The organism is Acinetobacter sp. P37 (genome assembly GCF_057480965.1).
The window spans coordinates 1-26,447 of sequence record NZ_JBLIYY010000006.1 but is presented as its reverse complement, the minus strand read 5'-3'; the positions used below and the strand labels follow the sequence as shown (position 1 = coordinate 26,447).

At 40.9% G+C, this 26,447-nt stretch carries 26 protein-coding genes and 1 tRNA gene; 8 read left to right on the top strand and 19 right to left on the bottom strand.

The window, feature by feature from the left end:
* Positions 1–65 precede the first annotated feature (65 nt).
* Positions 66–485, top strand: a complete 420-nt coding sequence (locus AC25JC_RS06965) for a GNAT family acetyltransferase (protein WP_180084369.1) — start codon at positions 66–68, stop codon at positions 483–485.
* Positions 486–634: 149 nt separating this feature from the next.
* On the top strand, positions 635–1,321 hold the full coding sequence (locus AC25JC_RS06960; protein ID WP_180078042.1) for a DsbA family oxidoreductase: 687 nt from the start codon (positions 635–637) through the stop codon (positions 1,319–1,321).
* Positions 1,322–1,397: 76 nt separating this feature from the next.
* Here the strand turns inward: AC25JC_RS06960 and AC25JC_RS06955 are convergent, their stop codons facing one another.
* The gene (locus tag AC25JC_RS06955; protein ID WP_067761311.1) at positions 1,398–1,598 is read right to left on the bottom strand and encodes a dodecin family protein; all 201 of its coding nucleotides are present in this window, start codon (positions 1,596–1,598) and stop codon (positions 1,398–1,400) included.
* Positions 1,599–1,835: 237 nt separating this feature from the next.
* Between AC25JC_RS06955 and AC25JC_RS06950 the strand changes: the two genes are divergently transcribed.
* The 5 genes from AC25JC_RS06950 (at position 1,836) to AC25JC_RS06930 (ending at position 5,735) form a co-directional block, all read left to right on the top strand.
* Positions 1,836–2,084, top strand: a complete 249-nt coding sequence (locus AC25JC_RS06950; protein ID WP_218950286.1) for a glycine zipper domain-containing protein — start codon at positions 1,836–1,838, stop codon at positions 2,082–2,084.
* A 233-nt stretch (positions 2,085–2,317) separates the two neighbouring features.
* A complete protein-coding gene (locus AC25JC_RS06945; protein ID WP_111885834.1) occupies positions 2,318–2,506 on the top strand; it encodes a hypothetical protein in 189 nt (62 codons plus the stop codon).
* 351 nt (positions 2,507–2,857) lie between these two features.
* The gene (locus tag AC25JC_RS06940) at positions 2,858–3,037 is read left to right on the top strand and encodes a hypothetical protein (RefSeq protein ID WP_078189814.1); all 180 of its coding nucleotides are present in this window, start codon (positions 2,858–2,860) and stop codon (positions 3,035–3,037) included.
* An 11-nt stretch (positions 3,038–3,048) separates the two neighbouring features.
* Positions 3,049–4,497, top strand: coding sequence for a hypothetical protein (locus AC25JC_RS06935; protein WP_486923755.1), 1,449 nt, complete (start codon positions 3,049–3,051; stop codon positions 4,495–4,497).
* A gap of 98 nt (positions 4,498–4,595) precedes the next feature.
* The gene (locus AC25JC_RS06930) at positions 4,596–5,735 is read left to right on the top strand and encodes a hypothetical protein (protein ID WP_486923754.1); all 1,140 of its coding nucleotides are present in this window, start codon (positions 4,596–4,598) and stop codon (positions 5,733–5,735) included.
* A gap of 68 nt (positions 5,736–5,803) precedes the next feature.
* Here the strand turns inward: AC25JC_RS06930 and AC25JC_RS06925 are convergent, their stop codons facing one another.
* From AC25JC_RS06925 to AC25JC_RS06900, 6 genes are all read right to left on the bottom strand, one after another.
* Positions 5,804–5,992 (bottom strand): hypothetical protein, encoded by a 189-nt coding sequence (locus AC25JC_RS06925; protein WP_486923753.1) that lies wholly within the window; start codon positions 5,990–5,992, stop codon positions 5,804–5,806.
* Positions 5,993–6,234: 242 nt separating this feature from the next.
* The gene (gene htpG, locus AC25JC_RS06920; protein ID WP_486923752.1) at positions 6,235–8,154 is read right to left on the bottom strand and encodes a molecular chaperone HtpG; all 1,920 of its coding nucleotides are present in this window, start codon (positions 8,152–8,154) and stop codon (positions 6,235–6,237) included.
* Between the two features lie 117 nt (positions 8,155–8,271).
* Entirely contained in the window at positions 8,272–8,619 is a 348-nt protein-coding gene (locus AC25JC_RS06915) for a lysozyme inhibitor LprI family protein (RefSeq protein WP_078189819.1), read from the bottom strand.
* 157 nt (positions 8,620–8,776) lie between these two features.
* Complete coding sequence (locus AC25JC_RS06910) at positions 8,777–9,385, bottom strand: OmpW/AlkL family protein (protein WP_180035020.1); 609 nt, start codon at positions 9,383–9,385, stop codon at positions 8,777–8,779.
* 306 nt (positions 9,386–9,691) lie between these two features.
* On the bottom strand, positions 9,692–11,059 hold the full coding sequence (locus tag AC25JC_RS06905; RefSeq protein ID WP_486923751.1) for a Na+/H+ antiporter family protein: 1,368 nt from the start codon (positions 11,057–11,059) through the stop codon (positions 9,692–9,694).
* A 96-nt stretch (positions 11,060–11,155) separates the two neighbouring features.
* Positions 11,156–12,031 (bottom strand): alpha/beta fold hydrolase, encoded by an 876-nt coding sequence (locus AC25JC_RS06900; protein ID WP_180041291.1) that lies wholly within the window; start codon positions 12,029–12,031, stop codon positions 11,156–11,158.
* A gap of 128 nt (positions 12,032–12,159) precedes the next feature.
* Between AC25JC_RS06900 and AC25JC_RS06895 the strand changes: the two genes are divergently transcribed.
* The gene (locus AC25JC_RS06895) at positions 12,160–12,642 is read left to right on the top strand and encodes a DUF4442 domain-containing protein (protein WP_078189823.1); all 483 of its coding nucleotides are present in this window, start codon (positions 12,160–12,162) and stop codon (positions 12,640–12,642) included.
* Between the two features lie 50 nt (positions 12,643–12,692).
* Here AC25JC_RS06895 and AC25JC_RS06890 read toward each other — a convergent pair whose 3' ends face one another.
* The 12 genes from AC25JC_RS06890 to AC25JC_RS06835 form a co-directional block, all read right to left on the bottom strand.
* Positions 12,693–13,049, bottom strand: a complete 357-nt coding sequence (locus AC25JC_RS06890; protein ID WP_078192840.1) for a DNA transfer protein p32 — start codon at positions 13,047–13,049, stop codon at positions 12,693–12,695.
* A 129-nt stretch (positions 13,050–13,178) separates the two neighbouring features.
* Positions 13,179–13,721, bottom strand: coding sequence for a hypothetical protein (locus tag AC25JC_RS06885; protein ID WP_111885842.1), 543 nt, complete (start codon positions 13,719–13,721; stop codon positions 13,179–13,181).
* A gap of 159 nt (positions 13,722–13,880) precedes the next feature.
* Positions 13,881–18,080, bottom strand: coding sequence for a DNA-directed RNA polymerase subunit beta' (rpoC, locus tag AC25JC_RS06880; protein ID WP_078192842.1), 4,200 nt, complete (start codon positions 18,078–18,080; stop codon positions 13,881–13,883).
* Between the two features lie 155 nt (positions 18,081–18,235).
* Entirely contained in the window at positions 18,236–22,324 is a 4,089-nt protein-coding gene (gene rpoB / locus AC25JC_RS06875; RefSeq protein ID WP_486923750.1) for a DNA-directed RNA polymerase subunit beta, read from the bottom strand.
* Positions 22,325–22,627: 303 nt separating this feature from the next.
* Entirely contained in the window at positions 22,628–22,999 is a 372-nt protein-coding gene (gene rplL / locus AC25JC_RS06870) for a 50S ribosomal protein L7/L12 (protein ID WP_078189828.1), read from the bottom strand.
* A 48-nt stretch (positions 23,000–23,047) separates the two neighbouring features.
* A complete protein-coding gene (gene rplJ / locus AC25JC_RS06865; RefSeq protein ID WP_111885844.1) occupies positions 23,048–23,554 on the bottom strand; it encodes a 50S ribosomal protein L10 in 507 nt (168 codons plus the stop codon).
* A gap of 301 nt (positions 23,555–23,855) precedes the next feature.
* Positions 23,856–24,551, bottom strand: a complete 696-nt coding sequence (gene rplA / locus AC25JC_RS06860) for a 50S ribosomal protein L1 (protein WP_078189830.1) — start codon at positions 24,549–24,551, stop codon at positions 23,856–23,858.
* 3 nt (positions 24,552–24,554) lie between these two features.
* Positions 24,555–24,983, bottom strand: coding sequence for a 50S ribosomal protein L11 (gene rplK / locus AC25JC_RS06855; RefSeq protein WP_004868049.1), 429 nt, complete (start codon positions 24,981–24,983; stop codon positions 24,555–24,557).
* Between the two features lie 115 nt (positions 24,984–25,098).
* Positions 25,099–25,632, bottom strand: coding sequence for a transcription termination/antitermination protein NusG (nusG, locus tag AC25JC_RS06850; protein ID WP_078189831.1), 534 nt, complete (start codon positions 25,630–25,632; stop codon positions 25,099–25,101).
* A gap of 7 nt (positions 25,633–25,639) precedes the next feature.
* Complete coding sequence (gene secE / locus AC25JC_RS06845) at positions 25,640–26,080, bottom strand: preprotein translocase subunit SecE (RefSeq protein ID WP_078189832.1); 441 nt, start codon at positions 26,078–26,080, stop codon at positions 25,640–25,642.
* Between the two features lie 76 nt (positions 26,081–26,156).
* Positions 26,157–26,232 (bottom strand) — tRNA-Trp (locus tag AC25JC_RS06840).
* Positions 26,233–26,287: 55 nt separating this feature from the next.
* Positions 26,288–26,447 (bottom strand): EF-Tu C-terminal domain-related protein (locus AC25JC_RS06835; RefSeq protein WP_486923805.1); only part of this gene is annotated, 160 nt, incomplete at its 5' end.

Genomic DNA, 26,447 nt, shown 5'->3' with positions numbered 1-26,447 from the left:
GACTTATCAAGTCTGCAAAACTCGACTAATCTAAATTGGTCAAAATACATGCTAAAACAAAAATTATGTTTATTATCCGCCCCTATCTCGAAACTGATTTAGACGATGTGATTGCACTTTGGGAACTGTGTGATCTGACCCGCCCATGGAATAACCCTGAAATTGATATATTTCGAAAATTGGCTCAACGTGATCAATTATTCTTGTTGGCGGTCAAAGATGATCAACTGATTGCAACTGTGATGGGTGGCTATGATGGACACCGAGGCTGGGTCAATTATCTTGCCGTACATCCACATTTTCAGCGTAATGGCGTCGCTACTGCCCTCATTCAGCAATTAGAAAAACGCTTAATTGCTCTAGGCTGTCCAAAACTTCAATTACTGATTCGCCAAGACAACATTGATGTACAAAATTTTTATGAACAATTGGGCTATGAAGAGGTTGAAGTAATATGTTTGGGTAAACGTTTAATCACGGATTAATCGTTCGACAAATCTTCATTCAATCCTTGTAACAAAATCAAAAAAAAACCGACATTGCGCCATCGAGACAAAAATGGATTGCATTGCTTGGCTTTAAATTTTAGGATTTGCCCCCATCATTTTCCCAGAACATAGAAAAGAGATTTCCCATGCGTGTAGATATCTGGTCAGACGTGGTTTGCCCATTTTGTTATATTGCGAAAAAACGCCTTGAAGCTGCTGCCGAAGAATCGGGTGTAGAGCTTGAAGTGTTTTGGCATAGCTATCAACTTGATGCAGATGCGCCCGCTCGTCTAGAAATTTCTAATACTGAACGTCTAGCTCAAAAATATGGCCGCACTATTGAAGAAGTTGAAGAAATGCAGCGCAATATTGCCGAAATGGCGAAAGCTGAAGGTATTGAATTTAACTGGCAAAAAGCCAATTCAGGCAATACTTTCAACGCGCACCGCTTGATTCATCTTGCACAAAGCAAAGGTCTCGGCAGTGAAGCCAAAGAAGCGTTCTTCTATAGCTATATGACGCAAGGCTTGGCCATTGGTGAACGTGAAACCTTAGAAGATGTTGCATCTCGTATTGGTCTAAACCCTGTTGAAGTCGATGACTTATTAGACTCAGATGAATTTGCTGATTTCGTCAAATACGACGAAGAAGTAGCACGCGATCAACTTAAAGTTACGGGTGTACCGTTCTTTGTATTTGAGCAACGCATTGCTTTAGCAGGCGCTCAACCGAAAGATGTATTTAAAAAAGTGATGGACAAAGCTGCGGAACTTCCTGAGCTTGCTCCTACACCTGTGTGTAATGATGAAAGCTGTGAAACGCCTGAAAAATAATTCAGCGTGTTCAAACAAAAATCCCCGAACTTCGGGGATTTTTTTTGATCAGTTTTTAACTTCAATAAAACTAAACTTATTCAACCAAGAAGCTGATTTTTAAGTTCACTCGATATTCCGCAATTTTATTGTCTTTCACCACAACTTTTTGTTCATTAATCCATGCACCCTGAACGTTCTTTACGGTTTCAGTGACTTTATTAATTCCCGTTTGGATCGCATCTTCAAAACTTTTTGTGCTACTTGCATTTACTTCAACGACTTTAGCAACAGACATTGTATTTATCCTCATTGTTATGATTTTGAATCTTCATCATATGATTAAGTCACTTATTTTGGTTATTTTTTAAACATCAAAACAGCAAAATATTACATGTCTTACACAGGAGTGAATTCCACTTCGAGGGATTACAAACTGACCATCATTTATTACATGCTTTCTGTTTAAGCCAAGGCCACTACCGATTAGGCTAAAAGCTTCATTCTTCTAACGATCATGCTCGGGAGTAATGTCATGACTATTGAACCTCAAGCAACTTCTGCTGAAACCGAACTATCTACCAATACAACCCCTCAAACAACCACCAACGAGTCCCAAACAAGGAAGAATAGCTTTCTCTCACGTTTTTCTCCGACCGTCAAAGGTGCTGCGATCGGAGCTGTTGCAGGCAGTATTTTGCCTGTTTTTGGTACGATTAGCGGTGCCATTATTGGGGGTATCGCAGGCAAAGTCTATGAAAAGAAATGTGCCAAACATTCATAGATTTTTCATCTATATCTGAGTGATACGCCGCTGTCACTCAGCCCCTAAAAGCTCTAGAGCAATAACTCTAATAGACTGTTTTATATAAATAAAAATTCATACCGTTTATCTTGCGTTGCCGAATCGATCATTTTTAATTGATTATTTTTTGATATTATTTTCACATAAATTCAAGTGATTAATTTTCTCCCTGACTCAATTTTGAGTCACTAATGATTGATAGGAATACACAAATGAACGCAATCAAATATGCTATGGCTGTTGCTGTGATGGCGCTTTCTGCAACTGTTTCTGCACAAATCGTTTATGTACCAGATTTTCCAGTAAAAAAAGCTGTGACTGCTGAAACTGCCAATGCAGAGAGCCAAGCTCCAGCTGCTGATACAACTGAAGTTATAACAAACACAGAAAAAAAAGCTTAATTTTTAGCTGATTTTTCCATAAAAAAACCGATGGCTCCCACCATCGGTTTTTTATTTTATGTGCCTTTACTTTGGGCTTTATTCTTTACTTAACATTAAAAATGAACATCTAAAAGCGCTCGATCGCTGATGATGACTTCAAAAAAAATGATCAAACCATACCGCTATATCTTTTGCAAAACCTATCTTTAAGCTAATGATTTGGTATTATTTTTAAACAAAATGCGCATTAATTGTCATATTCAACACTTAATTTGTAGAAGCTGACATTTATTTCCATGTTTTTTTTAATGAAATCTCTATAATCAAATGAACTAATCGACTTCTTTATTTTTAAATTTACATTGTCCTATGCAAGAACTTCAGGCACTGATACAAGGAAAAATTTCACCGCAGGTCATCGATATTGAACGCCTGATTGAATTGGCCAATACATATCGAAACCCAAACTCGGCTGAATATAAATTAGTAGAACTTGCAACCAATATTGTATTGGCTAAATATTTAGAAAAAGCACAAAAAGTCCTTTAGGAAGCGGACAAATGAATCTACAAGAGAAAGTACAATTAATAAAAGAAATCCATGTACTCACCCATCAACTTGAACACCGTGCTTTGAGTTTTTATGAAACTGCGCTTTCCAAACGTCGGATTCATGAAATTTTTGCCTTATGTGACGAACCGATTTTTCAAAAGCAAATATTAAGTTATCGCGCATTAACTGAACCACAGATGGCTGCCACTGAATTTGCCAAACAAACGCCATATTCATGGTTATTTCGTGGCTATTTTAACCATGACGCTGCACTCGAAAGTGCTTTATATCAATATCCAGAGATGGGTTGGGCCTTGCTGCATGACCATGAGTTAGGTTGGCAAGTTTGGATGATTCCAGCCAAACAGCGCACGGCGTTACTCAGTGAATGGGGCAATTTCAGTGAATGCTATGATTGGTTAATTGAGCAACAACAGCTATATAAATGTTTAATCAGTGATATCGATCTACGTCTACATGCCGTACGCCTAAAGGACGAAGTCAGCACAGTACCAAGCACTGTTGCAACAAGTGTGGATGTCCTACTGCCAATTGAAGCGATAAATAAAGACGGATCTGTCGATCTAGATCATTGCGATAAGCAAATCAATGAAGCAGATACGTTGCTTGATAACTCAAATACAAATAAACCAGAGCTTTCTGCACCTGATACCGTTCCTCTTGTTCTAATTGAGCAGCCAACACATGCCCCATCGGAGGAACATCTCAACTCGACAATGGCAGGCGTTGAACTTCCTGAACAGGTTCAAATCGCTCAATATACCGCTCGCGTTCAAACGCTGCAAAACATCGATGCGCAATTGGCCTTGTATGAATTGCAGTTTATGGATCAGCCTGAACTCACAACACAGCTTGATGTTCTATTGCATACGACAGATGGTACAGATTGGAAAAACCAGCCGCTGTATTTAGCAGAGCAAATCAATACCGAGGGCCGCTTCATCAAATATCTCTTGTTGTTTGGTGCGCAAACGCAGATGGAAGCCATTCGACTCTCTCAGCTGTTTTGCCAACAACATCAACATGAACTTGCTGCGATTAAAGTCATATCATGGGACAATCTAGAGCAACTCTGTGCTGCACCTGATCAGCTCTATCAACAGTCTCAGCATGCTGAAATGATTTGGTCGCAAAACGACTATTATCCATTTATTCCGGCACAATTAATTCATACGCAAAAATTAATTCATTTTGATGAACCTGAACCGACGCTACATACCCCGCTGTTATTATTACAAGAACGTCAAAAAATACGTTTAATCCACGGTCAAAAACGCCTGACTCTATCGCGTACTGAACAAGCCCTTCCCTATTTGATCCTCCATCGACAGCAAGGTTTAAATTGGCAAAGCATCCAAAATGTGATCCAAAAATTGCCTCAACCCATTGATGTGATTTCGCTTTATCAAGCACTTAAGCAAATGACCGAAGATTAATTGCATTTATTTTGTAGTTTGGCTTGCATTTATCCGACAAAAATAACAAAACTACAGATGCAGGATACTCAGATGATAATTAAATAGAGCCAAAACATATGCATAAAAAACAACAGTACTTTATTCGGACTTTGCTTTTTTCCGCATCAATGAGCTTGATGTATCAAGTTGCTTGGGCCAATGAAACTGAGGGTGAATATTCGCAGGATGTGCCTGCAACCGAGCAAAGTTCACCGTATATCACGCCAAAAACCTATGATTTTTTAGATCAAATTCCACGTTGGATTGATGCAACACCGACCTTCTTACCTGAACAATCAGATCACCCCATTGTTCCGACAACAGAACAAACGGAAAATAATAGCTGGACCGATCGACAACAGAAGAAAGTCCGGAATTGGGCAGATCGAACGGCCGTTCGCATGGATAACTGGTTTGGGCAAAGTGAGCCTGATAAACCAGCCAATGCTACCCTTAGGGTGATTTTAGACAACAGTTGGAATAAGCACGATGAATACGAAATTAAGCCACGTATTCGCGGTAAAATTAAGCTTCCTACTTTAGAAAAAAAATTGAGTGTGGTCTTTGGTGATGACTCACTTGATAATGAATTAGAAAATAATGCTGCAATTACCAATGAAAACCCTGCGGGGCGTAGTGATAAAAATTATGACAATAAGCAAACCCGTGAAGATAACAGTTCGCTCGCGTTACGTTGGTCAGAAATTTCAGATCGACTGCCCTTCGAAACTGACGTTGATCTAGGTTTACGTTCTGGTGATGACCTATATATCCGCTTAAAAGCAGCTAAAAAATGGCAACTCGACAACGACTTTAGCTTTTTAGCCGAACAAATTTATCGTTATGGTATCGATAGTGAAAATTATCTAAGAACCAATTTAGAATTAACCCATGCCCGTCCAGGCCAACCCTTTATCTCAAACCAATTCAACCTAACCTATGCAGATGCACAGGATGATGATCTGAAATGGGATAACTTCAGTTACCGCCAACACCAATTTTTTAAAGGTAACCGATTCAACTACGGCCTATATACAGGTGGTTTTTACAATAACGATCAACTGCGTTTAAACAGTTGGGGACCCTATGTATCATGGCGACAGCCCTTTCTGCGCGAATGGTTTTATATCCAAGGTGATCTCAACTACCTCAACAACCATCGTGACGATAAAAGCCACTTTGTGGGCGCTTTAGTGCGCCTTGAAGCCTTGTTCTAGAACCCGCTATTTCACAGCGAATAAAAAGCCCATCTCAACAGGATGGGCTTTTTTTAAATAACTCAGCTTCAATTTTTCTTAATCACACGTACACGATCATTACGTACAATACTTGGCTGTTTTTCAGCGACTTTTTTCACTTTAGGAAAACTATACTGAACACGATCATTTCGCATCACACGGCGACTATCTACAAAAGGATTAATATCGTATTGTGCGATCTGCTTTGAAACCTGCACACGGTCATTACGCACCATTTTTTTGCTTAGCGCTGTCTGCCTGAGCAGATTGCATGAGGCCCATAGAGAGCAGCGAGCCCATTACAGCGATCACTAAAATTTTCATCTTAAGATTCCCAATACTTAACGATCGCTATTATAGATTAATTATTTATTTTTAATTTATTTTAAAGATTAAAACATGGACGTTTTTATTCATGTGCTCTATCGAAAAACCAAATAAAAAAACCTCCCGAAGGAGGTTCATTTCATATCTACCGTTACTTCAGCAATAAGCTGTTAATCCGTTTGATGTATTGGGCAGGATCTTCGGGTAAACCGCCTTCAGCAATCAACGCTTGATCGAAGATCACATTCGCCAAATCATCAAATTGCGCTGAACCTTCTAATTTTTGTACCAACGGATGGGATGGATTGATTTCCAAGACTGGTTTTGACTCGGGAACCGCTTGTCCTGCTTGTTTTAGCATACGGACCAGTTGCGGTGATAACTCACCCTCAGCCACCACCAAACACGCAGGAGAGTCCACTAAACGTGTTGTTACACGCACTTCAGAGGTCTTATCTTTTAACGCATCCGACAGTTTTTCAACAACAGGTTTAAACTGCTCAGCAGCTTCCTCAAGTGCTTTCTTCTCTTCAGCATCTTGTAGATCACCCAAATCAACTGCACCTTTCGATACATTCTGTAATGGTGTTCCATCAAACTCAAAAACAAATTCCATCGCCCACTCATCCACTCGTTCAGTCATGAGCAGCACTTCGATACCTTTTTTCTTGAACAATTCAAGTTGTGGTGAGTTTTTCGCAGCATTTAAACTATCAGCAGTCACATAGTAAATTGCCTTTTGGCCTTCTTTCATATTGGCTTTATAGTCTGCAAATGATGTTTTCACTTCATCATTATTTGACGAAGCAAAGCGTAATAATTTTAGAATACGCTCACGATTCGCCATGTCTTCGCCTAAGCCTTCTTTTAAGACTGAACCAAACTCAGCGTAGAATTTTGCAAACTTCTCTTGATCAGCAACATCTTCAGATTTCGCCAAACCATCTAGCACCGTTAAAATACGGCGGGCGTTACCTTCACGAATCGTTTTAACGTCGCGACTTTCTTGTAATAATTCACGGCTTACATTAAGTGGTAAGTCTGCACTATCCACCACACCTTGAACAAAACGTAAATAATTTGGAATCAAATTATCCGCATCATCCATGATAAATACACGTTTCACATACAGCTTAATTCCTGCTTTAGCTTCACGTGTGAAAATATTGCTTGGTGCGCGAGATGGAATATAAAGTAACTGTGTATATTCCGTACTTCCCTCTACACGGTTGTGTGTCCACGCAAGCGGGGCTTCAAAATCATGGCTCAGGTTTTTATAAAACTCAGTATATTGTTCTTCACTGATCTCATTTTTATTACGCGTCCATAATGCACTTGCTGAGTTAATCGCTTCCCATTCATCCGTCAGTACATATTGACCAGGTTTTGCGTCTTCGCCTTCGGCAGCTTCCTCTTGTTGCCAAACTTCTTTCTGCATCTCAATTGGCAAACTAATATGATCAGAGTATTTATTAATAATCTGCTTAACTTTGTTACGATCTAAATAATCCAAAGCATCTTCACGTAAATGCAAAATGATGTCGGTTCCACGTGAAGCCTTTTCAATTTGCTCTACATCAAACTCGCCTGTACCATTGCTGACCCAGCGCACACCTTCAGCGGTACTAACCCCAGCACGGCGTGATTCCACCGTAATTTTTTCAGCAACAATAAAACCTGAATAGAAGCCCACACCAAATTGACCAATCAATTGTGCATCTGACTTTTGATCACCCGTAAGCTTCGACATAAAATCTTTAGTGCCAGACTTAGCAATCGTACCCAAATGATCAATCGCTTCTTGTTGTGTCATACCAATACCATTATCCGAAATGGTAATTGTCTTCTGCTCTTTATTTAAATGAATACGCACATGTAAATCTGGATCATTTTCATAATATTCAGGATGGTTAATCCCTTCAAAACGCAATTTATCACAGGCATCAGATGCGTTTGATACTAACTCACGAAGGAAAATTTCAGGATTTGAATATAAAGAATGTGTTACTAAATGCAGTAACTGAGCCACTTCCGCTTGGAAGCTGTGTTTTTGAGATTGTTGTTCGCTCATCAGTCTCTCCGTTCATACTGAGTAAAATTATCAATTGCCTATATGAATGGAGGGACTTCACTATTTTTCAATAGTGTGAATGGAAAATTTTTATTCTATCGCACTAAATTTTAAGGTTTAAAAAGGTCCTTGTTTATAAACGCGGTCCATGTAGAGATCCAGTTTTTGCTGCCGCATTTTATATACATCACTTAAACAACTGACATTGTCACGGCACTGATCGCGTAGTTGTAGCCATTTTATTTGTTGATCTTGAATTGCACCACGTGTCCCCATGGGAACCAAATGACGAATAATCGTATAGGTTGTTGCCATTTTGACATCGGCATCATTAATACTACGGTTATCACAAACCGCATGTTCGGTAATGGTTTTCGCCTTTTTACAATCAAAACTTGCGGCATAACTTGTCGAAATAAAATAAGCACTGCCCAAGACCAGCATACCCTGAATAATTTTTTTCATCGTCTTTTCTCTTCATCCAACTTGCTGATTTATCTCGACTCTAACAGTTCTACCTAAATTTTCTATTGCCTATTTGTTCAATTCGATCAACTGATGGATGGAATATGCTGCATAAAAAAACCCTGCCATTCGACAGGGTTTTAAAATTAGCTACAGCTTAGAATTTGTAGCTATAACCAATTGTATACACCATTGGATCGATATCTAAATCAAAAGTTGTAACATCTTTAATTTCAACTTCTGGGCTGATCTGTGCATAACGCGCATCAAAGAAAACACCCCAGTTTTTTGCATCAGCTGGCTGGTAGTTAAAACCGACTTGACCTGCAAAACCAAAGTCTTCTTTTACTTTTACTTTAGCACCAGCTAAATCACCACTTGCTTTTTCATCCCACGCAACAAATGCTGTACCACCTACACCAATATACGGTGTGAAACGTGTTGAATTTTTAAAGTTATATTTTGCAGTAATTGTAGGTGGCAAATGTTTGACCTTCACACCAGCATCTACAGCACCTGTAACATTTACATCATGACTTATTGGCGTTGCCAAAAGTAATTCAGCTGAAATGTTGTCATTAAAGAAATATTCAATTGATGGTGTAAATGCATATTCATGATCTGCTTCAACATTTACTGCGCCGTTTAAAATACTTGTGTCAGAAGTAGGGGCTACCACAGAACCACCAACTTTCACTTGCCATTGACCAGCCATAGCTGATGCAGACATACCCAATAATGCAATAAGAGCAGCTTGTTTTAACATTTTTAAACAACCTTCTAGAATGAATAATTAATATTAAACATTAGTATTAAAATTATGCAATAACATTATTTAATAATTTATTACATTATTATATAAGTTATTATTAATTAAATATATTTATTTTAATCATAGTGCAATGCTTGGTTTTATATTTTCACCGTTATAATTAATTTATTATTCATAATATACCAACCTTTTTAATCAGAATTAATAAAATGAATTATTTTAATCCAACCAAAATCCTCAGAATTAAATAACAAAAAAGGCGATTATATAATCGCCTTTTTATTTATCTTTGAAAATTTTTTAGAGTACCATTGCGGCAATCCAACCAAAGATCATTAATGGAATATTGTAGTGAATAAAAGTTGGTACCACACTGTCTTTCATATGATCATGTTGACCATCCATATTTAAGCCAGATGTTGGACCCAATGTCGAGTCCGAGGCCGGAGAACCCGCATCACCTAATGCCGCTGCTGTACCAATCAACGCAATAGTCGCCATTGGACTAAAACCAAATTGAATACAAAGTGGTACATAAATAATGGCCAAAATTGGGATTGTTGAGAATGAAGAACCAATACCTAAGGTAATTAATAACCCAATTAATAACATCCAAAATGCCGCTAAACCTTGACTGTTTCCAATCCATTCAACTGAAGCTTGTACCAGTGTTGGTACTTGATTCGTAGCCTCAATCACAGATGCAAAGCCTTGCGCAGAAATCATAATGAAACCCACCAGTGCCATCATGCGCATACCACTGATAATGACATCGTCGGCTTCTTTCCACTTAAAGATACCTGCACAGCTTAAGATCGCAACACCAACGAGACCGGCCAAAATCATCGACTCAGATATGACTTGAACAGAAAGCGTAGCAACCACTGCAACCGCAGCCATAATCAAAGTAAATTTAGCGACTTGTGGTTTACCATTTTCATCTGCTTTTACATCAGAGGAGATGGTGTGCTGTGATTCCTTAACCTGAACGTCAGCATACTCTCGTGGTTTACGGTAGCTATAAAAAACAGCAATTAATAAGCCAACAAACATCCCAAATACTGGAATTGCCATAGCAGTTGGAATTTGATCATAGCTGATGTTGAAACCGTATGGCTTACCAAAGGTATTGATGTTTTGACCTAAAATATCATTAAGGAAAATAGCACCAAAACCAAAAGGTACCAGCATATAAGTCGCCACAAGACCAAAAGTCAGAACACAAGCAATCAAACGACGGTCAAGTTTTAAATGATTAAATACGCTGAGTAATGGTGGAATTAATACTGGAATAAACGCAATGTGCACTGGAATCACGTTTTGTGAACATACGGCGGCTAAAGCGATAGTAGCGAAAATTACGTATTTCACGCGATTCTGGGCTTTCACATTACTGTTACCTTTGAGTTTAGTAATGAGTTGATAAGCCAGTAAATCTGGCAAACCTGAACGCGCAAGTGCCAAAGCAAATGCCCCCAACACGCCATAAGCAAGTGCGATTTGAGCACCGTTGCCTAAGCCACTATTAAACGCTTCGATGGTGCCATGAATACCAAGACCAGCTAACAAGCCACCTGTTACTGCACCAATGATCAGCGCAAATACAACAGGCACGCGTGCCAGCGACAGTCCAAACATGACTGTAATTGCGGCAAGAATAGCAAACATAAGAAAAAAGGGAGTCTGACAAAAAACCGTATTTTATCAGAATTTGCTCGCTATTTAGCCCCCTATCGATGAAACTGCCACTGTTGAACGATTTACTTAAAGCTGCTGTGATTGCGCAAATTGAGCGATGTAACTTGCAATTTTTTCGGGTTGGCTCAGCACGGCCCAATGATTGGCATTGACTTCAACTACAGATAAATCTTCAACCCAATTAGGTAATTCTTTAATGTAATCTGGACTGACAAAATTATCATGTTTCAACACAATCGCTTGTACAGGACAGACCGCATGACGTTGTCTAGGCTGAGTTAAGCGGGGAATAAAATTAGCACGGTAAAGCGCAATACCGTGTTTACCATCATGCTGAATATTATGATTCAAAGGCAATTCTTGAGTACGTTCTAAATCATTCACAATTTTTCCCCAACGTTCAGCATTCAAAAAATGCCACGCGGTCGGTGCCAAAAATGGTAATTGGAATACCCCGATGTACCATGACTTACTTAATAATTTGAGTAATTTTTTCTGCTGATGCTTGAAGCTATTTCTGAGCAAAAATGCCGCATGATCCAAACATGGCCCAGAAATAGTTGAATAAGACAAAATACGTGAGCGAAATTTTGGCTCAGTCACCGATTCCCAAGATTGGATAGAGCCCCAATCATGCGCGGCCAAATGAAAACTACGTTCGCCTAATACCGCTTGCGTTACACTATCCAAATCAAGTGATAATTGCTCCAAACGATAATCTCGTACTTTACGGGGCACAGATGACTGCCCTGCACCTCGCACGTCATAGCTCACAATATAAAATTTAGAACCAAGATGTTCAATAACCGGTTCCCATACTTCCTGATTATCAGGATAACCATGAACCAAAACCAATGCTGGCTTTGTTTCATCACCCCATGTCTTCACATAGAGCCGTTGTTGATCTGTGGTATTCACCCATTGCGTATTTAGTGGTTGCATTCTTCTTGTCCTTTTATCGATTCCATCGAATTGACGTTTTATTTGTGAACATGGGCAATGTGATCAATGCCACAGTTTGGAAACTCATTTAGTATGCAAAGTTCAGCATAAAAAAAAATTGACCCAGTATGAGCATAATCCAGAAAATAATGACAATGCCTATTGTCTCTAAATTCTTACTCAATCATTATGCCCCTTATAAAGGTGCTGGCATTTCGATTGATAAAATTGATCTCGCCAATTATCACATTCGCGTCAAAATGCCATTAACTCGTAAAAATCAAAATATCGTCGGTGTACATTTTGGCGGTAGTCTTTATTCAATGGTTGACCCATTTTATATGTTGATTTTGATGCATCACCTTGGCTCACGTTATATCGTGTGGGACAAAGCTGCAAATATCCAATTTTTATCCCCCGGGCGTGGAACGGTATACGCTGACATCCAGCTCGACCCAAATGAAATCAATCATATTAAAAACTTAGCAGATAACCACGCACCTGTACTACGGAACTATAGCTTAAATATTTTTGATGAAGCAGGCTTACGTATCGCTGAAGTTCAAAAAACCCTATACATTCGTCGCAAGCAACCCCGTCCACGCAAATAAAAAAGGCGCTTATCTTTAAGCGCCTTTTCATTCAAATTTATCGGATTGGATTAGCGATTTTGCTCAATTGCAGCACCTGCACCACCACCGATTGCACCACCAATCGCAGCACCGGTGTTACCACCAAAGATACTTTTACCGACTGCAGAACCAATCGCACCACCTACACCACTATATGTGGCATTTCGGTTTGAACCGTTTTGAGTTTTACTACCGACAGCTGCACCAGCACCACCACCAACGGCTGCACCTACACCACCACCGACATTATTACCCACACCACCACCTATAGCACCACCTAAAGCTGCAGCACCAATACGTTGTTCATTTGGCGACATGCTTTCACAACCAGCAAGCATTAGGGTCGACATCATCGCGACTGCGCATACGCTCATTACTTTTTTCATTGTGATGTTCCTTGTCTTCTTCAATACCTATGATTCTAAAACCATTGTATGAAACAATTAAATATAGCTTGTTACGGCTTGGAGCATAAATGCTGCATTTTGTAAAAACCATGCCTAATCGCTCACGAATCACTCAGGGTTTTCATCCAAAATCATCAAATCTTTTGTGGTTTCACCATTTTCAGTCAGCACAGCATGAGAGAGTTTGGCTTTGCTTTCTGGATCTGTTGCCTGATCTAGTTTTAGCGTGCGTTTAATCGGGTCTTGCCCTTTCTTAAACTCTACACCTTCTGCATCAATATTGGTGTTTTGACGAATAATCTGACCGTCCTGCTTCACCGTAGTCTTGGTTTCAATTTTAGAGGTCGGGACGATGACGCCACCACGTTGAAGTACTGGAATCGATAATTTCTTTTCAGAAAAATCACTTTGATGGTCTGAAAGTTCAATTTCACGTGCCACGATATCCTGACCTTTATTGGTCATTTCTAACACTGTTGCAGTCACTTGGCGTACAGGTTCTTGACCTGCAACACGGCGAATCACTTCTGTTTTTAGTACTGGAACTACAGCTTTATCTTCTACCACAATCGAATTGGGCATAGGTGCAGCAATCGCTGTCAATGAGCTGAATAATGCAGAAACTGCGAATAATTGTTGTGCGAATTTCATCAAAAGACCCCGTTATGTTTAAGTTTAAAAATCAAGAGATTTGTTATGTTCTATTTTTACTATAGGAAATAAATCAACATTAGGAAAGCTTTAATTTTCAATTCATCCGCATAAAAAAAGCCACCCAAAGGTGGCTTTTTTGAATGATTTAAGGGCTAATTAAAGACCGTTAAATTCATCGCTAAACGCTTGGCTTAATGCTTGATCTACATCAGAGAAATCATTGTGAAGCTCAAGCTCTGCAGCTTCAGACTCTTGACGACGACGTTCTAAGTGGTAAGCCAAACCTGTACCCGCTGGGATCAGACGACCTACAACTACGTTTTCTTTCAGACCACGTAATTCATCTTCTTTACCTGTTACAGCAGCTTCAGTTAACACACGAGTTGTTTCCTGGAACGATGCAGCAGAAATGAACGAGTCAGTAGAAAGCGACGCTTTGGTAATACCCATCAATTGACGTTCAAACTTCGCTGGGAACTTGTTCTGAGCTGCCACAGCTTGGTTTTCTTGAACAACGCGGATGTATTCCACTTGCTCGCCTTTGATGAAGCTTGTATCACCACCGTCAGTGATTTCAACTTTACGAAGCATTTGACGTACGATCACTTCAATGTGCTTGTCGTTGATTTTTACACCTTGCAGACGGTATACGTCCTGAACTTCGTTCACGATGTAGTTTGTCAGTGCAACTTCGCCTTTCAAACGTAAGATGTCGTGTGGGTTTTGCGGACCATCAGAAATGGTTTCACCACGGTTCACATGCTCGCCTTCGAACACGTTAATCGTACGCCATTTCGGAATTAGCTCTTCGTAAATCTCAGAGCCATCATCCGGAGTAATCACAAGACGGTTCTTACCTTTGGTCTCTTTACCGAAGCTTACGATACCTGAAATTTCAGCAAGGATCGCATGTTCTTTCGGTTTACGTGCTTCGAACAAGTCAGCTACACGCGGTAGACCACCGGTAATATCACGTGTACGTGAAGATTCTTGTGGCACACGACCAATAACATCACCGACACCAATTGTTTCGCCATCGCGCACAGTCAGAATCGTGTTTTGTGGTAGGAAGTAGAACTGTTCGCCGCCATCTGTTGTATCCAATACAACAGCTGGACGCATATCTTTACCAGATGCTGGACGTGAAGTTACTGGAAGTACCTCAATAGTCGTCATACCTGTTGCATCATCAGTTTTCGATGTTACAGTTACGCCATCAGCGATTTGGCTGAAACGCACTTTACCTGCAACTTCGGTAACTAGTGGATGTGTATGCGGATCCCAAGTCGCTACGATACCGCCAGCTTCCACAGCTTCGCCATCTTTAATGATGATTGAAGCACCGTATGGAATTTTGTAACGTTCGCGTTCACGACCAATGTCATCCGCGATACCGATTTCACCTGAACGTGAAGTTGATACCAAGTGACCTTTAGCGTGTTGTACTGTTTTCACATTGTGGAAACGTACTGTACCTTTGTTACGAACTTGTACGCTGTTAGCAGCAGAAGTTCGGCTCGCAGCACCACCTACGTGGAACGTACGCATTGTTAACTGTGTACCTGGCTCACCAATTGATTGAGCAGCCATTACACCCACAGATTCACCTGGATTCACCAAGTGACCGCGAGCAAGGTCACGACCGTAACATTTCGCACATACACCGAAAGTAGATTCACAGTTTACAACTGAACGTACTTTCACTTCATCGACACCTTGCTCTTCTAAGTAGTTTGCAAGTTTTTCGTCGATTAAAGTATTACGTGGAAGAATCACATCATCCGAACCTGGTTTCTTCGCATCTTCAGCAAGTACACGACCCAATACTCGAGTACCTAAGTTCTCGATGACATCGCCACCTTGAATGAACGGAGTCATTACAAGACCGTCGAAAGTACCACAATCTGGCTCAGTAATTACCAAGTCTTGTGCAACGTCAACCAAACGACGAGTCAAGTAACCTGAGTTCGCAGTTTTCAATGCAGTATCGGCCAAACCTTTACGTGCACCGTGTGTTGAAATGAAGTACTGAAGTACGGTCAAACCTTCACGGAAGTTCGCTTTAATTGGTGTTTCAATGATCGAACCATCTGGTTTCGCCATCAAACCACGCATACCCGCTAACTGACGAATCTGAGCTGCCGAACCACGGGCACCTGAGTCAGACATCATGTAGATCGAGTTGAATGATTTTTGTTTCTCGTCTTCACCCTGTTTGTTTTTAACAGTTGTGAAAGACAAGTTGTCCATCATCGCTTTCGCTACTTGGTCGTTTGTACGCGCCCAAATATCGACAACTTTGTTATAACGTTCGCCGGCAGTTACGAAACCTTGCTCGAATTGTTGTTCAATTTCACGAACTTCAACTTCAGCTTTTTCGATAATTGCTTGTTTTTGTGGCGGAATCAACATGTCTTCCATACCAACAGACACACCTGAGTGAGTCGCTTGACGGAAGCCCAAGTACATCAATTGGTCAGCGAAGATAACAGTATCTTTAAGACCTAATTTACGGTAGCAAGAGTTGATCAATTTAGAGATGTTCTTTTTAGTCATCTCAACGTTGATTTGTTGGAAATCCATACCTTCAGGTACAACTTCCCAAAGTAAACAACGACCTGGAGTTGTGTCTACAACAATGGTTTGTTGTTCACGGTTACCATTTTCGTCAATGACAGTTTGGTGTACACGTGCTTTTACGCGAGCATGTAAATCAACTTGACCTGTTGCAAGTGCACGGTTTACTTCGTCAGTATCCGCAAACACCATGCCTTCACCTTTGGCATTGATCGCATCACGAGTGATGTAGTACAAGCCTAAGACAACGTCCTGAGAAGGTACGATGATTGGCTCACCGTTCGCAGGAGAAAGAATGTTGTTTGTTGACATCATTAACGCACGAGCTTCTAACTGAGCTTCAAGTGTTAATGGTACGTGTACCGCCATTTGGTCACCGTCGAAGTCGGCGTTAAATGCCGCACAAACTAACGGGTGAAGACGGATCGCTTTACCTTCAATCAGGGTTGGTTCAAATGCTTGAAGACCCAAACGGTGAAGTGTAGGCGCACGGTTCAACATCACTGGATGTTGACGAATTACGTGAGCAAGTACGTCCCAAACTTCTGGAGTTTCACGCTCAACCATTTTCTTCGCAGCTTTAATGGTTGTCGCTTGGCCAGATGCTTGTAGTTTCGCAAAAATGAATGGTTTGAATAATTCAAGCGCCATTTTTTTCGGAAGACCACATTGGTGAAGACGTAAAGTCGGACCTACGGTAATTACCGAACGACCAGAGTAATCGACACGTTTACCCAATAAGTTTTGACGGAAACGACCTTGTTTACCTTTGATCATGTCTGCCAAAGATTTAAGAGGACGTTTATTCGAACCAGTAATTGCACGACCACGACGACCGTTATCAAGCAATGCATCAACAGACTCTTGTAACATACGTTTTTCGTTACGTACGATAATGTCTGGTGCTGCAAGGTCTAGTAGACGTTTTAAACGGTTGTTACGGTTAATTACACGACGGTAAAGATCGTTTAAGTCAGAAGTCGCAAAACGACCACCTTCTAGAGGAACCAACGGACGAAGATCAGGTGGAAGTACTGGAAGTACATTCATCACCATCCATTCTGGTTTATTGTTCGACTCTTTGAACGCTTCCATCAATTTCAGACGTTTAGAAGCTTTTTTAAGCTTCGTTTCTGAAGTTGTATTTGGAATTTCTTCACGAAGACGTGAAATTTCAGCTTCAAGATCGATGTCTTTCAACAAATCTTGAACTGCTTCTGCACCCATTTTCGCAGTGAATTCATCACCGTGTTCTTCTAAAGCAGTGAAGTATTCTTCATCGTTTAGAAGTTGGTATTTCTCAAGTGGAGTCATACCTGGGTCAGTTACAACGTATGATTCGAAATACAATACACGTTCGATATCACGTAAAGTCATGTCTAAAAGCAGACCGATACGGCTAGGAAGTGATTTTAAGAACCAAATATGAGCAACTGGCGAAGCAAGGTCAATATGACCCATACGTTCACGACGTACTTTTGCAGTTGTTACTTCAACGCCACATTTTTCACAAATGACGCCTTTGTATTTCATACGCTTGTATTTACCACACAAGCATTCGTAATCTTTTACTGGACCAAAGATTTTGGCACAGAATAAACCATCACGTTCAGGTTTGAACGTACGGTAGTTAATGGTTTCAGGCTTTTTAACTTCACCATGAGACCACGACTTAATCATTTCTGGTGACGCAAGACCAATACGGATGCGATCAAACTCTACAGGAGCATGACCGTCTGAATCCGTCTTTTTGCGCATGATATCGAGCAAGTCTTTCAATTTTTTTCTCCGTGTGTTGTGGAGATTTTCACTTCACAACTGGGTCACAAATATTGTTTTTTAACTGAATTTTAATCCCCCTTAATCCCCCTTTTTCAAAGGGGGAAAAGTCCCTCTTTTACAAAGAGGGATTTAGGGAGATTTAATGGAGATTCTTAGTCACCATTTTTCAGTTCAATGTTGATACCTAAAGAACGGATCTCTTTGGTCAATACGTTGAACGATTCAGGCATACCTGGGTCCATGTAATGGTTACCATCTACAATGTTCTTATAGATACGGGTACGACCTTCAACGTCATCCGACTTCACAGTAAGCATTTCTTGAAGTGTATATGCTGCACCGTAAGCTTCGAGTGCCCATACTTCCATCTCACCGAAACGCTGACCACCGAATTGTGCTTTACCACCAAGCGGCTGTTGAGTTACTAGAGAGTAAGAACCAGTAGAACGCGCATGCATCTTGTCGTCAACCAAGTGGTTCAATTTCAACATGTACATGTAACCTACAGTTACTGGACGGTCAAAACGCTCACCTGTACGACCATCATACAATACTGTTTGACCAGTACGTGAAATGCCACCAAGTTCTAACAATTCTTTGATTTGTGATTCTTCAGCACCATCAAATACTGGTGTTGCTAAAGGAACACCTTTACGCAAGTTACCTGAAAGCACCAAGATTTCTTCATCAGTTAAGCTATCAAGATCTTCTTGTTCGCCACCAACTTTGTTGTAAATCTTGTCTAAGAATTCACGAAGCTCAAGTACAGTACGTTGCTCTTTCATCATCTTGTCGATTTGATCGCCAAGACCTTTAGCCGCCATACCTAAGTGAGTTTCAAGAATCTGACCCACGTTCATACGTGATGGTACACCCAGTGGGTTAAGTACAACATCAACTGGAACACCGTTTGCATCGTGTGGCATGTCTTCTACAGGTAGGATGTTTGATACAACACCTTTGTTACCGTGACGACCCGCCATTTTATCACCCGGTTGGATGCGACGTTTTACAGCCAAGTAAACTTTAACAACTTTCAATACGCCAGTTGTCAGTTCATCGCCTGTAGACAATTTACGTTTTTTCTCTGCAAATTTCTCGTCAATTTCAAGGCTCTTCTCTTTCAAGAACACTTGAATTTGAGTTAAACGTTCAGCAATCGCTTCGTCGACTGGTTGGATTTCAATAAGATCAACCAACTCAAGACCAGACAATAACTCTTCAGTTAATTTGTCACCGCGTTTAGTTGTACCGCCACCATTCGATTCTTGACCTTTCAACAAACGAACAATACGTTCACGAGCTGCTTCTTCAAAGATTTTGAATTCTTCTTTCAAATCTTTACGGTAAGCATCTAATTGAGCTTTTTCAATTGCTTGAGCACGTTCGTCTTTTTCAAGACCATCACGTGTAAACACTTGAACGTCAATAACAGTACCTTTAACACCAGAAGATACACGTAAAGATGAATCTTTAACGTCAGCCGCTTTTTCGCCGAAGATTGCACGAAGAAGTTTTTCTTCCGGAGTAAGTTGGGTTTCACCCTTAGGTGTTACTTTACCTACAAGGATATCGCCCGCTGTTACTTCTGCACCGATGTAAACAATACCTGACTCATCAAGTTTAGAAAGTGCTGCTTCACCCACGTTCGGGATATCGGCAGTAATTTCTTCCGCACCCAATTTAGTATCACGTGCTACACATGACAATTCTTGAATGTGGATTGATGTTAAACGATCTTCTTGAAGCACACGCTCAGATAATAAGATCGAGTCTTCATAGTTGTAACCGTTCCAAGTCATGAATGCTACGCGCATGTTTTGACCCAATGCCAATTCACCACCATCTGTAGATGGACCATCAGCTAATACGTCACCACGACCCACTTGATCACCAAGGCTTACAAGCACTTTTTGGTTAATACAAGTGTTTTGGTTAGAACGTGTATATTTGATCAGGTTGTAGATATCTACACCTGCTTCACCCGCGACCATTTCGTCTTCGTTTACACGAATAACAACACGAGACGCGTCGACGAATTCAATACGGCCACCACGTTTCGCAAGAACACATACACCTGAGTCGTGCGCTACGTTTGCTTCCATACCTGTACCAACAAGCGGCTTGTCAGCGATCAACGTAGGTACTGCCTGACGTTGCATGTTTGAACCCATCAATGCACGGTTGGCATCATCGTGTTCAAGGAATGGAATAAGTGATGCAGCAACAGATACAACCTGCTGTGCAGATACGTCCATATGCGTCACTTTTTCAGGAGGCATACGTACGAAATCACCTTGGTGACGTACAGAAACAAATTCTTCTGTTAAATTACCGTCTTTATCTACACCTGAATCGGCCTGTGCAATCACAGTACCTACTTCTTCAATCGCAGAAAGGTATTCAACGTCATCCGTTACACGACCATCAACAACTTTACGGTAAGGCGTTTCTAAGAAACCAAAATCATTCGCTTTCGCATAAACAGAAAGTGAGTTGATCAAACCAATGTTTGGACCTTCAGGAGTCTCAATTGGACATACACGACCGTAGTGAGTTTGATGTACGTCACGTACTTCGAAGCCCGCACGTTCACGAGTCAAACCACCTGGGCCCAATGCTGATACACGACGTTTGTGTGTAATTTCAGACAACGGGTTGTTTTGGTCCATGAACTGAGACAACTGGCTTGAACCAAAGAATTCTTTGATTGCAGCAGCAACTGGTTTCGCATTGATTAAATCTTGCGGAGACAAGTTATCAGTTTCAGCTTGAGATAAACGTTCTTTAACAGCACGTTCAACACGAACTAGACCAACACGGAATTGGTTTTCTGTCATTTCACCAACAGAACGAACACGACGGTTACCCAAGTGATCGATATCGTCGACTTCACCTTTACCGTTACGGATTTCAACTAATGTTTTCAATACATCAGTGATGTCTTCGTTCGAAAGAATACCTTCAACTTCACGAGACTTCTGATCCGTACCCACTTCGTAAGGACGACCCAAACGACGGTTGAACTTCATACGACCTACTGGTGATAAGTCATAACGTTCAGAAGAGAAGAACAAGTTGTTGAATAAGTTTTCAGCAGCTTCTTTTGTTGGTGGCTCACCCGGACGCATCACTTTGTAGATTTCTACAAGTGCTTCTTCACGACCAGTTGTAGTATCTGCACGTAAAGAGTCCGCAATGAATGGGCCACGGTCGATGTCATTGGTATAAAGTACGTTGAATTGTTTAACGCCGCCTTCAGCCAATTTCACCATAATTTCATGGCTTAGTACTGTATTTGCAGCAATTACTTCGCCATCACGTAACGTTACATCTTCAGCAACAATACGTTCATATAGGTATTCATCAGGAACAGAAAGTTTTTCAAGACCTGCTGCTTCCATTTGACGAACATGGCGCGCGTTAATACGTTTACCTTGTTCAACAATTGTTTTACCGTCTGTACCCACGATATCAAACTGAGCCATTTCGCCACGTAGACGTTCTGGAACCAAGTCAATTTGATAGCTACCCATATCAAGATATACAGGTACTTTTTCGTAGAACATGTCTAGGATTTGTTCGTTGTTATAACCCAAGGCACGAAGCACAACAGTCGCAAGTAATTTACGACGACGGTCAATACGAACATATACAAGATCTTTTGCATCGAATTCAAAGTCTAACCATGAACCACGGTAAGGAATGATACGAGCAGAGTAAAGAACTTTACCGCTAGAGTGAGTTTTGCCTTTATCGTGGTCAAAGAATACACCTGGTGAACGGTGTAATTGAGATACGATTACACGCTCAGTACCATTGATCACAAAGGTACCGTTGTCTGTCATAAGTGGCATTTCACCCATGTAGACTTCTTGCTCACGCACATCTTTGATTGTTTTAGTTTCGCGATCTTTAATGATCAGACGAATTTTTACACGCATTGGCGCCGCATAAGTTGAGCCACGAAGAATACATTCGCGCACATCAAATTCAGGCTTACCAAGACTATACTCAACAAATTCTAAAGCAGCATTGCCAGAATAACTTTCAATAGGAAAAACTGAACGAAATGCGGCTTGGAGACCGATATCTTCGCGGTTTTTTGGAGTTTTGCCGTCTTGAAGGAAAGTTCGGTACGAGTCGACTTGAATCGCGAGCAAGTACGGAACATCCATTACCTTGGGCAATTTACCAAAATTCTTACGGATCCGTTTCTTTTCGGTATATGAGTATGCCATCTGGAGTCCTCGGAAAGTAAACTAAGTCCGCCTGCAGAACGAACTTAGAAGGAATTACGCAGGCCGATATGGCCACCACTTTCACAAATGCTGCAATTTTTAGTGGTATTAAAACGCTTAACAATATTTTTTACTGAAAAATATTGGTAAGCGTTTGGTTTTATAAATTATTTTTAATTTGTATGATTTTTATATCATGCAAACAAAAATCGAGCCGATTATTGTAACGCAAAAAGGCTGATGACCCAAGGGCCACCAGCCATTTTTTGGAGCCGATTATAAAAAAATCGACTCCCCTTAAGATTACTTAAGTGTAACTGTAGCACCAGCTTCTTCAAGTTTTTTCTTAAGTTCTTCGCCTTCTTCTTTAGAAACGCCTTCTTTAAGAACTGAAGGAGCGCTTTCAACAAGATCTTTAGCTTCTTTAAGACCAAGGCCAGTAGCTTCACGAACTGCTTTAATTACAGCAACTTTGTTAGCACCGAAAGAAGTCAACTCAACGTTGAATTCTGATTGTTCTTCAGCAGCAGCACCAGCAGCGCCAGGAGCAGCAGCAACTGCTACAGCAGCAGCAGATACGTTGAATTTTTCTTCGAAAGCAGAAATAAGTTCAACAAGTTCAAGAACAGTTTTTTCAGCAACTGCGTTTAAGATTTCTTCGTTTGTTAAAGCCATGAGAGTAACTCCAAATGGGTATTGAATGGTGTGTAAATTGATTTAAGCTTAAGCAGCTTCTGACTCGTTTTTCTCTTTGAGCGCAGTAATAAGGCGACCCAATTTCGAAATAGGAGCTTGAAGAACGTTTGCAAGCATAGTAAGCGCTTTCTCTTGGTTTGGAAGGTTCGCGATAACGCTAACTTCAGCACCTTGATAAACCTTACCGTCAAATGCAGCAGCTTTAAGTTCAAATGCTTTATTAGTTTTAGCAAATTCTTCGAACAAACGAGCAGCTGCGCCCATATCGTCTTCAGAAGTTGAGAAAGCTAAGATTGTTGGGCCAACAAGGTTGTCGCTCAAGATATTGAATTGAGTATCTTGAAGAGCACGTTTAGCCAAAGTGTTACGAACTACACGAGTAGCAACACCTAGTTTACGAGCTTCAACACGTAGAGCAGTTAATTGCTCAACAGTTAAACCTTGATAGTCAGCAACAACAGCAGCATACGCAGTAGAAGCAACTTCAGTTACTTCAGCTACGATCTGTTTTTTGCCTTCGATAAGAAGAGCCATTGTAAAACCTCCTAACGGTGATTTATGCACCTATACAGATGCACTCCCAATTCGTTAGCTCATCACTGAACCAACACGCGGAGGAGGAACAAATCACACCACCGCGTCTACTCAGGCTGGGCTATTAAGAAGAAAGCATACAACTCCCCTCGCCTGAGGTCTTTGACGCTGATAAATCTAAATTTATCAATTCAAAGTTTGCCTGAATCACGCAATATACGACGAAGCGTTTCTTGCGTAATATTTAAAGCAGTGCTTCAAATATTACTCAGGGCTTTAAAATTCTGTAATAAGTCGAAACTTATTTAGAAACGTTTGCTACATCAACAACAAGACCAGGACCCATAGTTGAGCTTAAAGTGATCTTTTGGATGTAAACACCTTTAGAAGTAGCAGGTTTTGCTTTCTTAAGGTCAGCTACAAGAGCTTCAACGTTTGAACGAACAGCTTCAGCAGTGAAACCTACTTGACCGATCGCAGCGTGGATAATACCCGCTTTGTCTACACGGTAACGTGCTTGACCAGCTTTCGCGTTTTTAACAGCAGAAGCTACGTCAGGAGTTACAGTACCCACTTTAGGGTTTGGCATTAAGCCACGTGGACCAAGAATCGTACCTAACTTACCAACAACGCGCATTGCATCCGGAGCTGCAATTACTACGTCAAAGTCAAGGTTACCCGCTTGGATGCTTTCAGCAAGATCATCAAAACCAACAACGTCCGCGCCTTCAGCTTTAGCAGCTTCAGCAGCAGCGCCTTGAGCAAACACAGCTACACGTACAGTTTTACCAGTACCTGCAGGAAGTGTAGTCGCGCCACGAACAACTTGGTCAGATTTACGAGGATCAACACCTAGGTTTACAGCAACATCCAAAGATTCTTTGAATTTTACTGCTGGAAGGCCGTTAAGAACTGCAACTGCTTCTTCCAAAGTGTAAACTTTGTTAGCTTCAACAGCAGCAACAATGGCTTTTTGACGTTTAGTTAATTTAGCCATGTCTTATAGCTCCACTTCCAAGCCCATAGAACGCGCAGAACCAGCAATGGTACGTACACGTGCGTCTAAATCAGCACCAGTAAGATCTGGTTCTTTAGTAGTCGCAATTTCTTCTAATTGAGCGCGAGTCAACTTACCAACTTTAGTTTTGTTAGGTACAGCTGAACCCTTTTGGATGCCCGCAGCTTTCTTAAGAAGAATCGCAGCAGGAGGAGTTTTCATGATGAATGTGAACGACTTGTCGTTGTACACAGTGATCACTACTGGAATTGGAAGACCAGCTTCAACTTTTTGTGTCGCAGCATTGAATTCTTTACAGAATGCCATGATGTTAACACCACGTTGACCTAGTGCAGGACCAATCGGTGGAGATGGATTTGCTTTACCAGCTGGAACTTGCAGCTTGATATAGCCGTCAATCTTCTTAGCCATTTCAATTACCTCTGGGTACTAACGCCGCTAGGCTCCCCATACATATAAGTAACGATACCGTTACAACAACAATGCCCGACTCATAACAAATCGGGCGTTTATCAACCAAGTTAAATTAAACCGATTTTTCGACTTGGCGAAATTCCAGCTCAACCTGAGTTGGTCGATTAAATACATTAATCGTCAACGTCAAACGTGACTTATCGTATAGAACTTCTTCCACCACGCCTTTAAAATCGGTGAATGGACCGTCAATTACGAGTAATTCTTCACCTGGTTCAAACATCGTCTTAGGACGAGGTGCTTCGCCAGTATTGCGTACACGTGCAAGAATCGCATCAGCTTCTTTTTGCGTAATTGGTGCAGGCTTTTCTGCAGTACCACCGATGAAACCTAATACTTTTGGACATTCTTTAACAATGTGCCAAGTTTCATCATTCATTTCCATCTCGACTAACACATAGCCGGGAAAGAATTTACGCTCAGATTTACGTTTCTTACCATCCTTCATTTCCACTACTTCTTCAGTAGGGACAAGGACTTCACCAAAGCTATCGGCTACAGCGCTACGCTGGATTCGATCATTAAGTGAGCGTAACACTTGTTTTTCATAACCAGAATAGGCATGAATAATGTACCAACGTTTCATAGCTCTCTTACCCGATAATAAACTTCATTAACCAGCTCAAAGCATAGTCAAAGCACCATAATAAAATAGATGCCACTAAGACTACCGCAAGTACCTGCCAAGATGTGGTCATGGTCTCTTGCTTGGTTGGCCAAGTCACTCGACGTAACTCAATTCGAGCATCTTTCAACAATCGAACAAAGCCTTTGCCTTGATGGGTGGCGTATAATAAACCTAAAGCCACGATGATACAAGCCAAAATTACCCCAACACGGACCCAAACATCATTCGCTGGTGCCCAGTATGCTGGCAAATGTTGATTCACCATCATAGAACTACCGAGTAAAATCAACGCGATAACCCACAGAACATAGTCTAAAGGGGAACCAGAATTAACAACTTCAGCAGGATTATTTCTTTGAGGAATTGGCGCGTCGCTTAATGCGTCACGCGATTTATCATTCGACATTTTTGTACTCGTCGTAGGATTCGCGACTTATTATATGACCAGTTGAGCCAGCATCAAGCTTCTTTTTAAAAAAATTTGGCAGGCCAGGAGGGACTCGAACCCCCAACATTCGGTTTTGGAGACCGACGCTCTACCAATTGAACTACTGACCTGCAGAGCAAATCGAGAGTCGAAACTCTCGATCTGTACAAAGATAACTGTATTATATTATGCAGTTACTTTAGAAACAACACCCGCACCAACTGTACGTCCACCTTCACGGATCGCAAAGCGTAAGCCAGCGTCCATTGCGATTGGGTGGATTAATTCTACTGACATTTCTACGTTGTCACCAGGCATAACCATTTCAACGCCTTCTTTAAGCGAG

What these genes read in the sequence shown, in the direction of transcription:
- AC25JC_RS06960 (WP_180078042.1), top strand. Translation starts at nt 635, where the DNA reads ATGCGTGTAGATATCTGGTCAGACGTGGTTTGCCCATTTTGTTATATT.
- AC25JC_RS06895 (WP_078189823.1), top strand. Translation starts at nt 12,160, where the DNA reads ATGAGCATAATCCAGAAAATAATGACAATGCCTATTGTCTCTAAATTC.
- AC25JC_RS06890 (WP_078192840.1), bottom strand. Translation starts at nt 13,049, where the DNA reads ATGAAAAAAGTAATGAGCGTATGCGCAGTCGCGATGATGTCGACCCTA.
- secE (WP_078189832.1), bottom strand. Translation starts at nt 26,080, where the DNA reads ATGTCGAATGATAAATCGCGTGACGCATTAAGCGACGCGCCAATTCCT.
- AC25JC_RS06955 (WP_067761311.1), bottom strand. Translation starts at nt 1,598, where the DNA reads ATGTCTGTTGCTAAAGTCGTTGAAGTAAATGCAAGTAGCACAAAAAGT.
- nusG (WP_078189831.1), bottom strand. Translation starts at nt 25,632, where the DNA reads ATGAAACGTTGGTACATTATTCATGCCTATTCTGGTTATGAAAAACAA.
- AC25JC_RS06900 (WP_180041291.1), bottom strand. Translation starts at nt 12,031, where the DNA reads ATGCAACCACTAAATACGCAATGGGTGAATACCACAGATCAACAACGG.
- AC25JC_RS06915 (WP_078189819.1), bottom strand. Translation starts at nt 8,619, where the DNA reads ATGAAAAAAATTATTCAGGGTATGCTGGTCTTGGGCAGTGCTTATTTT.
- AC25JC_RS06925 (WP_486923753.1), bottom strand. Translation starts at nt 5,992, where the DNA reads ATGGTGCGTAATGACCGTGTGCAGGTTTCAAAGCAGATCGCACAATAC.
- AC25JC_RS06905 (WP_486923751.1), bottom strand. Translation starts at nt 11,059, where the DNA reads ATGTTTGCTATTCTTGCCGCAATTACAGTCATGTTTGGACTGTCGCTG.
- AC25JC_RS06935 (WP_486923755.1), top strand. Translation starts at nt 3,049, where the DNA reads ATGAATCTACAAGAGAAAGTACAATTAATAAAAGAAATCCATGTACTC.
- AC25JC_RS06930 (WP_486923754.1), top strand. Translation starts at nt 4,596, where the DNA reads ATGCATAAAAAACAACAGTACTTTATTCGGACTTTGCTTTTTTCCGCA.
- AC25JC_RS06950 (WP_218950286.1), top strand. Translation starts at nt 1,836, where the DNA reads ATGACTATTGAACCTCAAGCAACTTCTGCTGAAACCGAACTATCTACC.
- rplL (WP_078189828.1), bottom strand. Translation starts at nt 22,999, where the DNA reads ATGGCTTTAACAAACGAAGAAATCTTAAACGCAGTTGCTGAAAAAACT.
- AC25JC_RS06885 (WP_111885842.1), bottom strand. Translation starts at nt 13,721, where the DNA reads ATGAAATTCGCACAACAATTATTCGCAGTTTCTGCATTATTCAGCTCA.
- rplK (WP_004868049.1), bottom strand. Translation starts at nt 24,983, where the DNA reads ATGGCTAAGAAGATTGACGGCTATATCAAGCTGCAAGTTCCAGCTGGT.
- AC25JC_RS06910 (WP_180035020.1), bottom strand. Translation starts at nt 9,385, where the DNA reads ATGTTAAAACAAGCTGCTCTTATTGCATTATTGGGTATGTCTGCATCA.
- AC25JC_RS06940 (WP_078189814.1), top strand. Translation starts at nt 2,858, where the DNA reads ATGCAAGAACTTCAGGCACTGATACAAGGAAAAATTTCACCGCAGGTC.
- rplJ (WP_111885844.1), bottom strand. Translation starts at nt 23,554, where the DNA reads ATGGCTCTTCTTATCGAAGGCAAAAAACAGATCGTAGCTGAAGTAACT.
- rplA (WP_078189830.1), bottom strand. Translation starts at nt 24,551, where the DNA reads ATGGCTAAATTAACTAAACGTCAAAAAGCCATTGTTGCTGCTGTTGAA.
- rpoB (WP_486923750.1), bottom strand. Translation starts at nt 22,324, where the DNA reads ATGGCATACTCATATACCGAAAAGAAACGGATCCGTAAGAATTTTGGT.
- AC25JC_RS06965 (WP_180084369.1), top strand. Translation starts at nt 66, where the DNA reads ATGTTTATTATCCGCCCCTATCTCGAAACTGATTTAGACGATGTGATT.
- htpG (WP_486923752.1), bottom strand. Translation starts at nt 8,154, where the DNA reads ATGAGCGAACAACAATCTCAAAAACACAGCTTCCAAGCGGAAGTGGCT.
- AC25JC_RS06945 (WP_111885834.1), top strand. Translation starts at nt 2,318, where the DNA reads ATGAACGCAATCAAATATGCTATGGCTGTTGCTGTGATGGCGCTTTCT.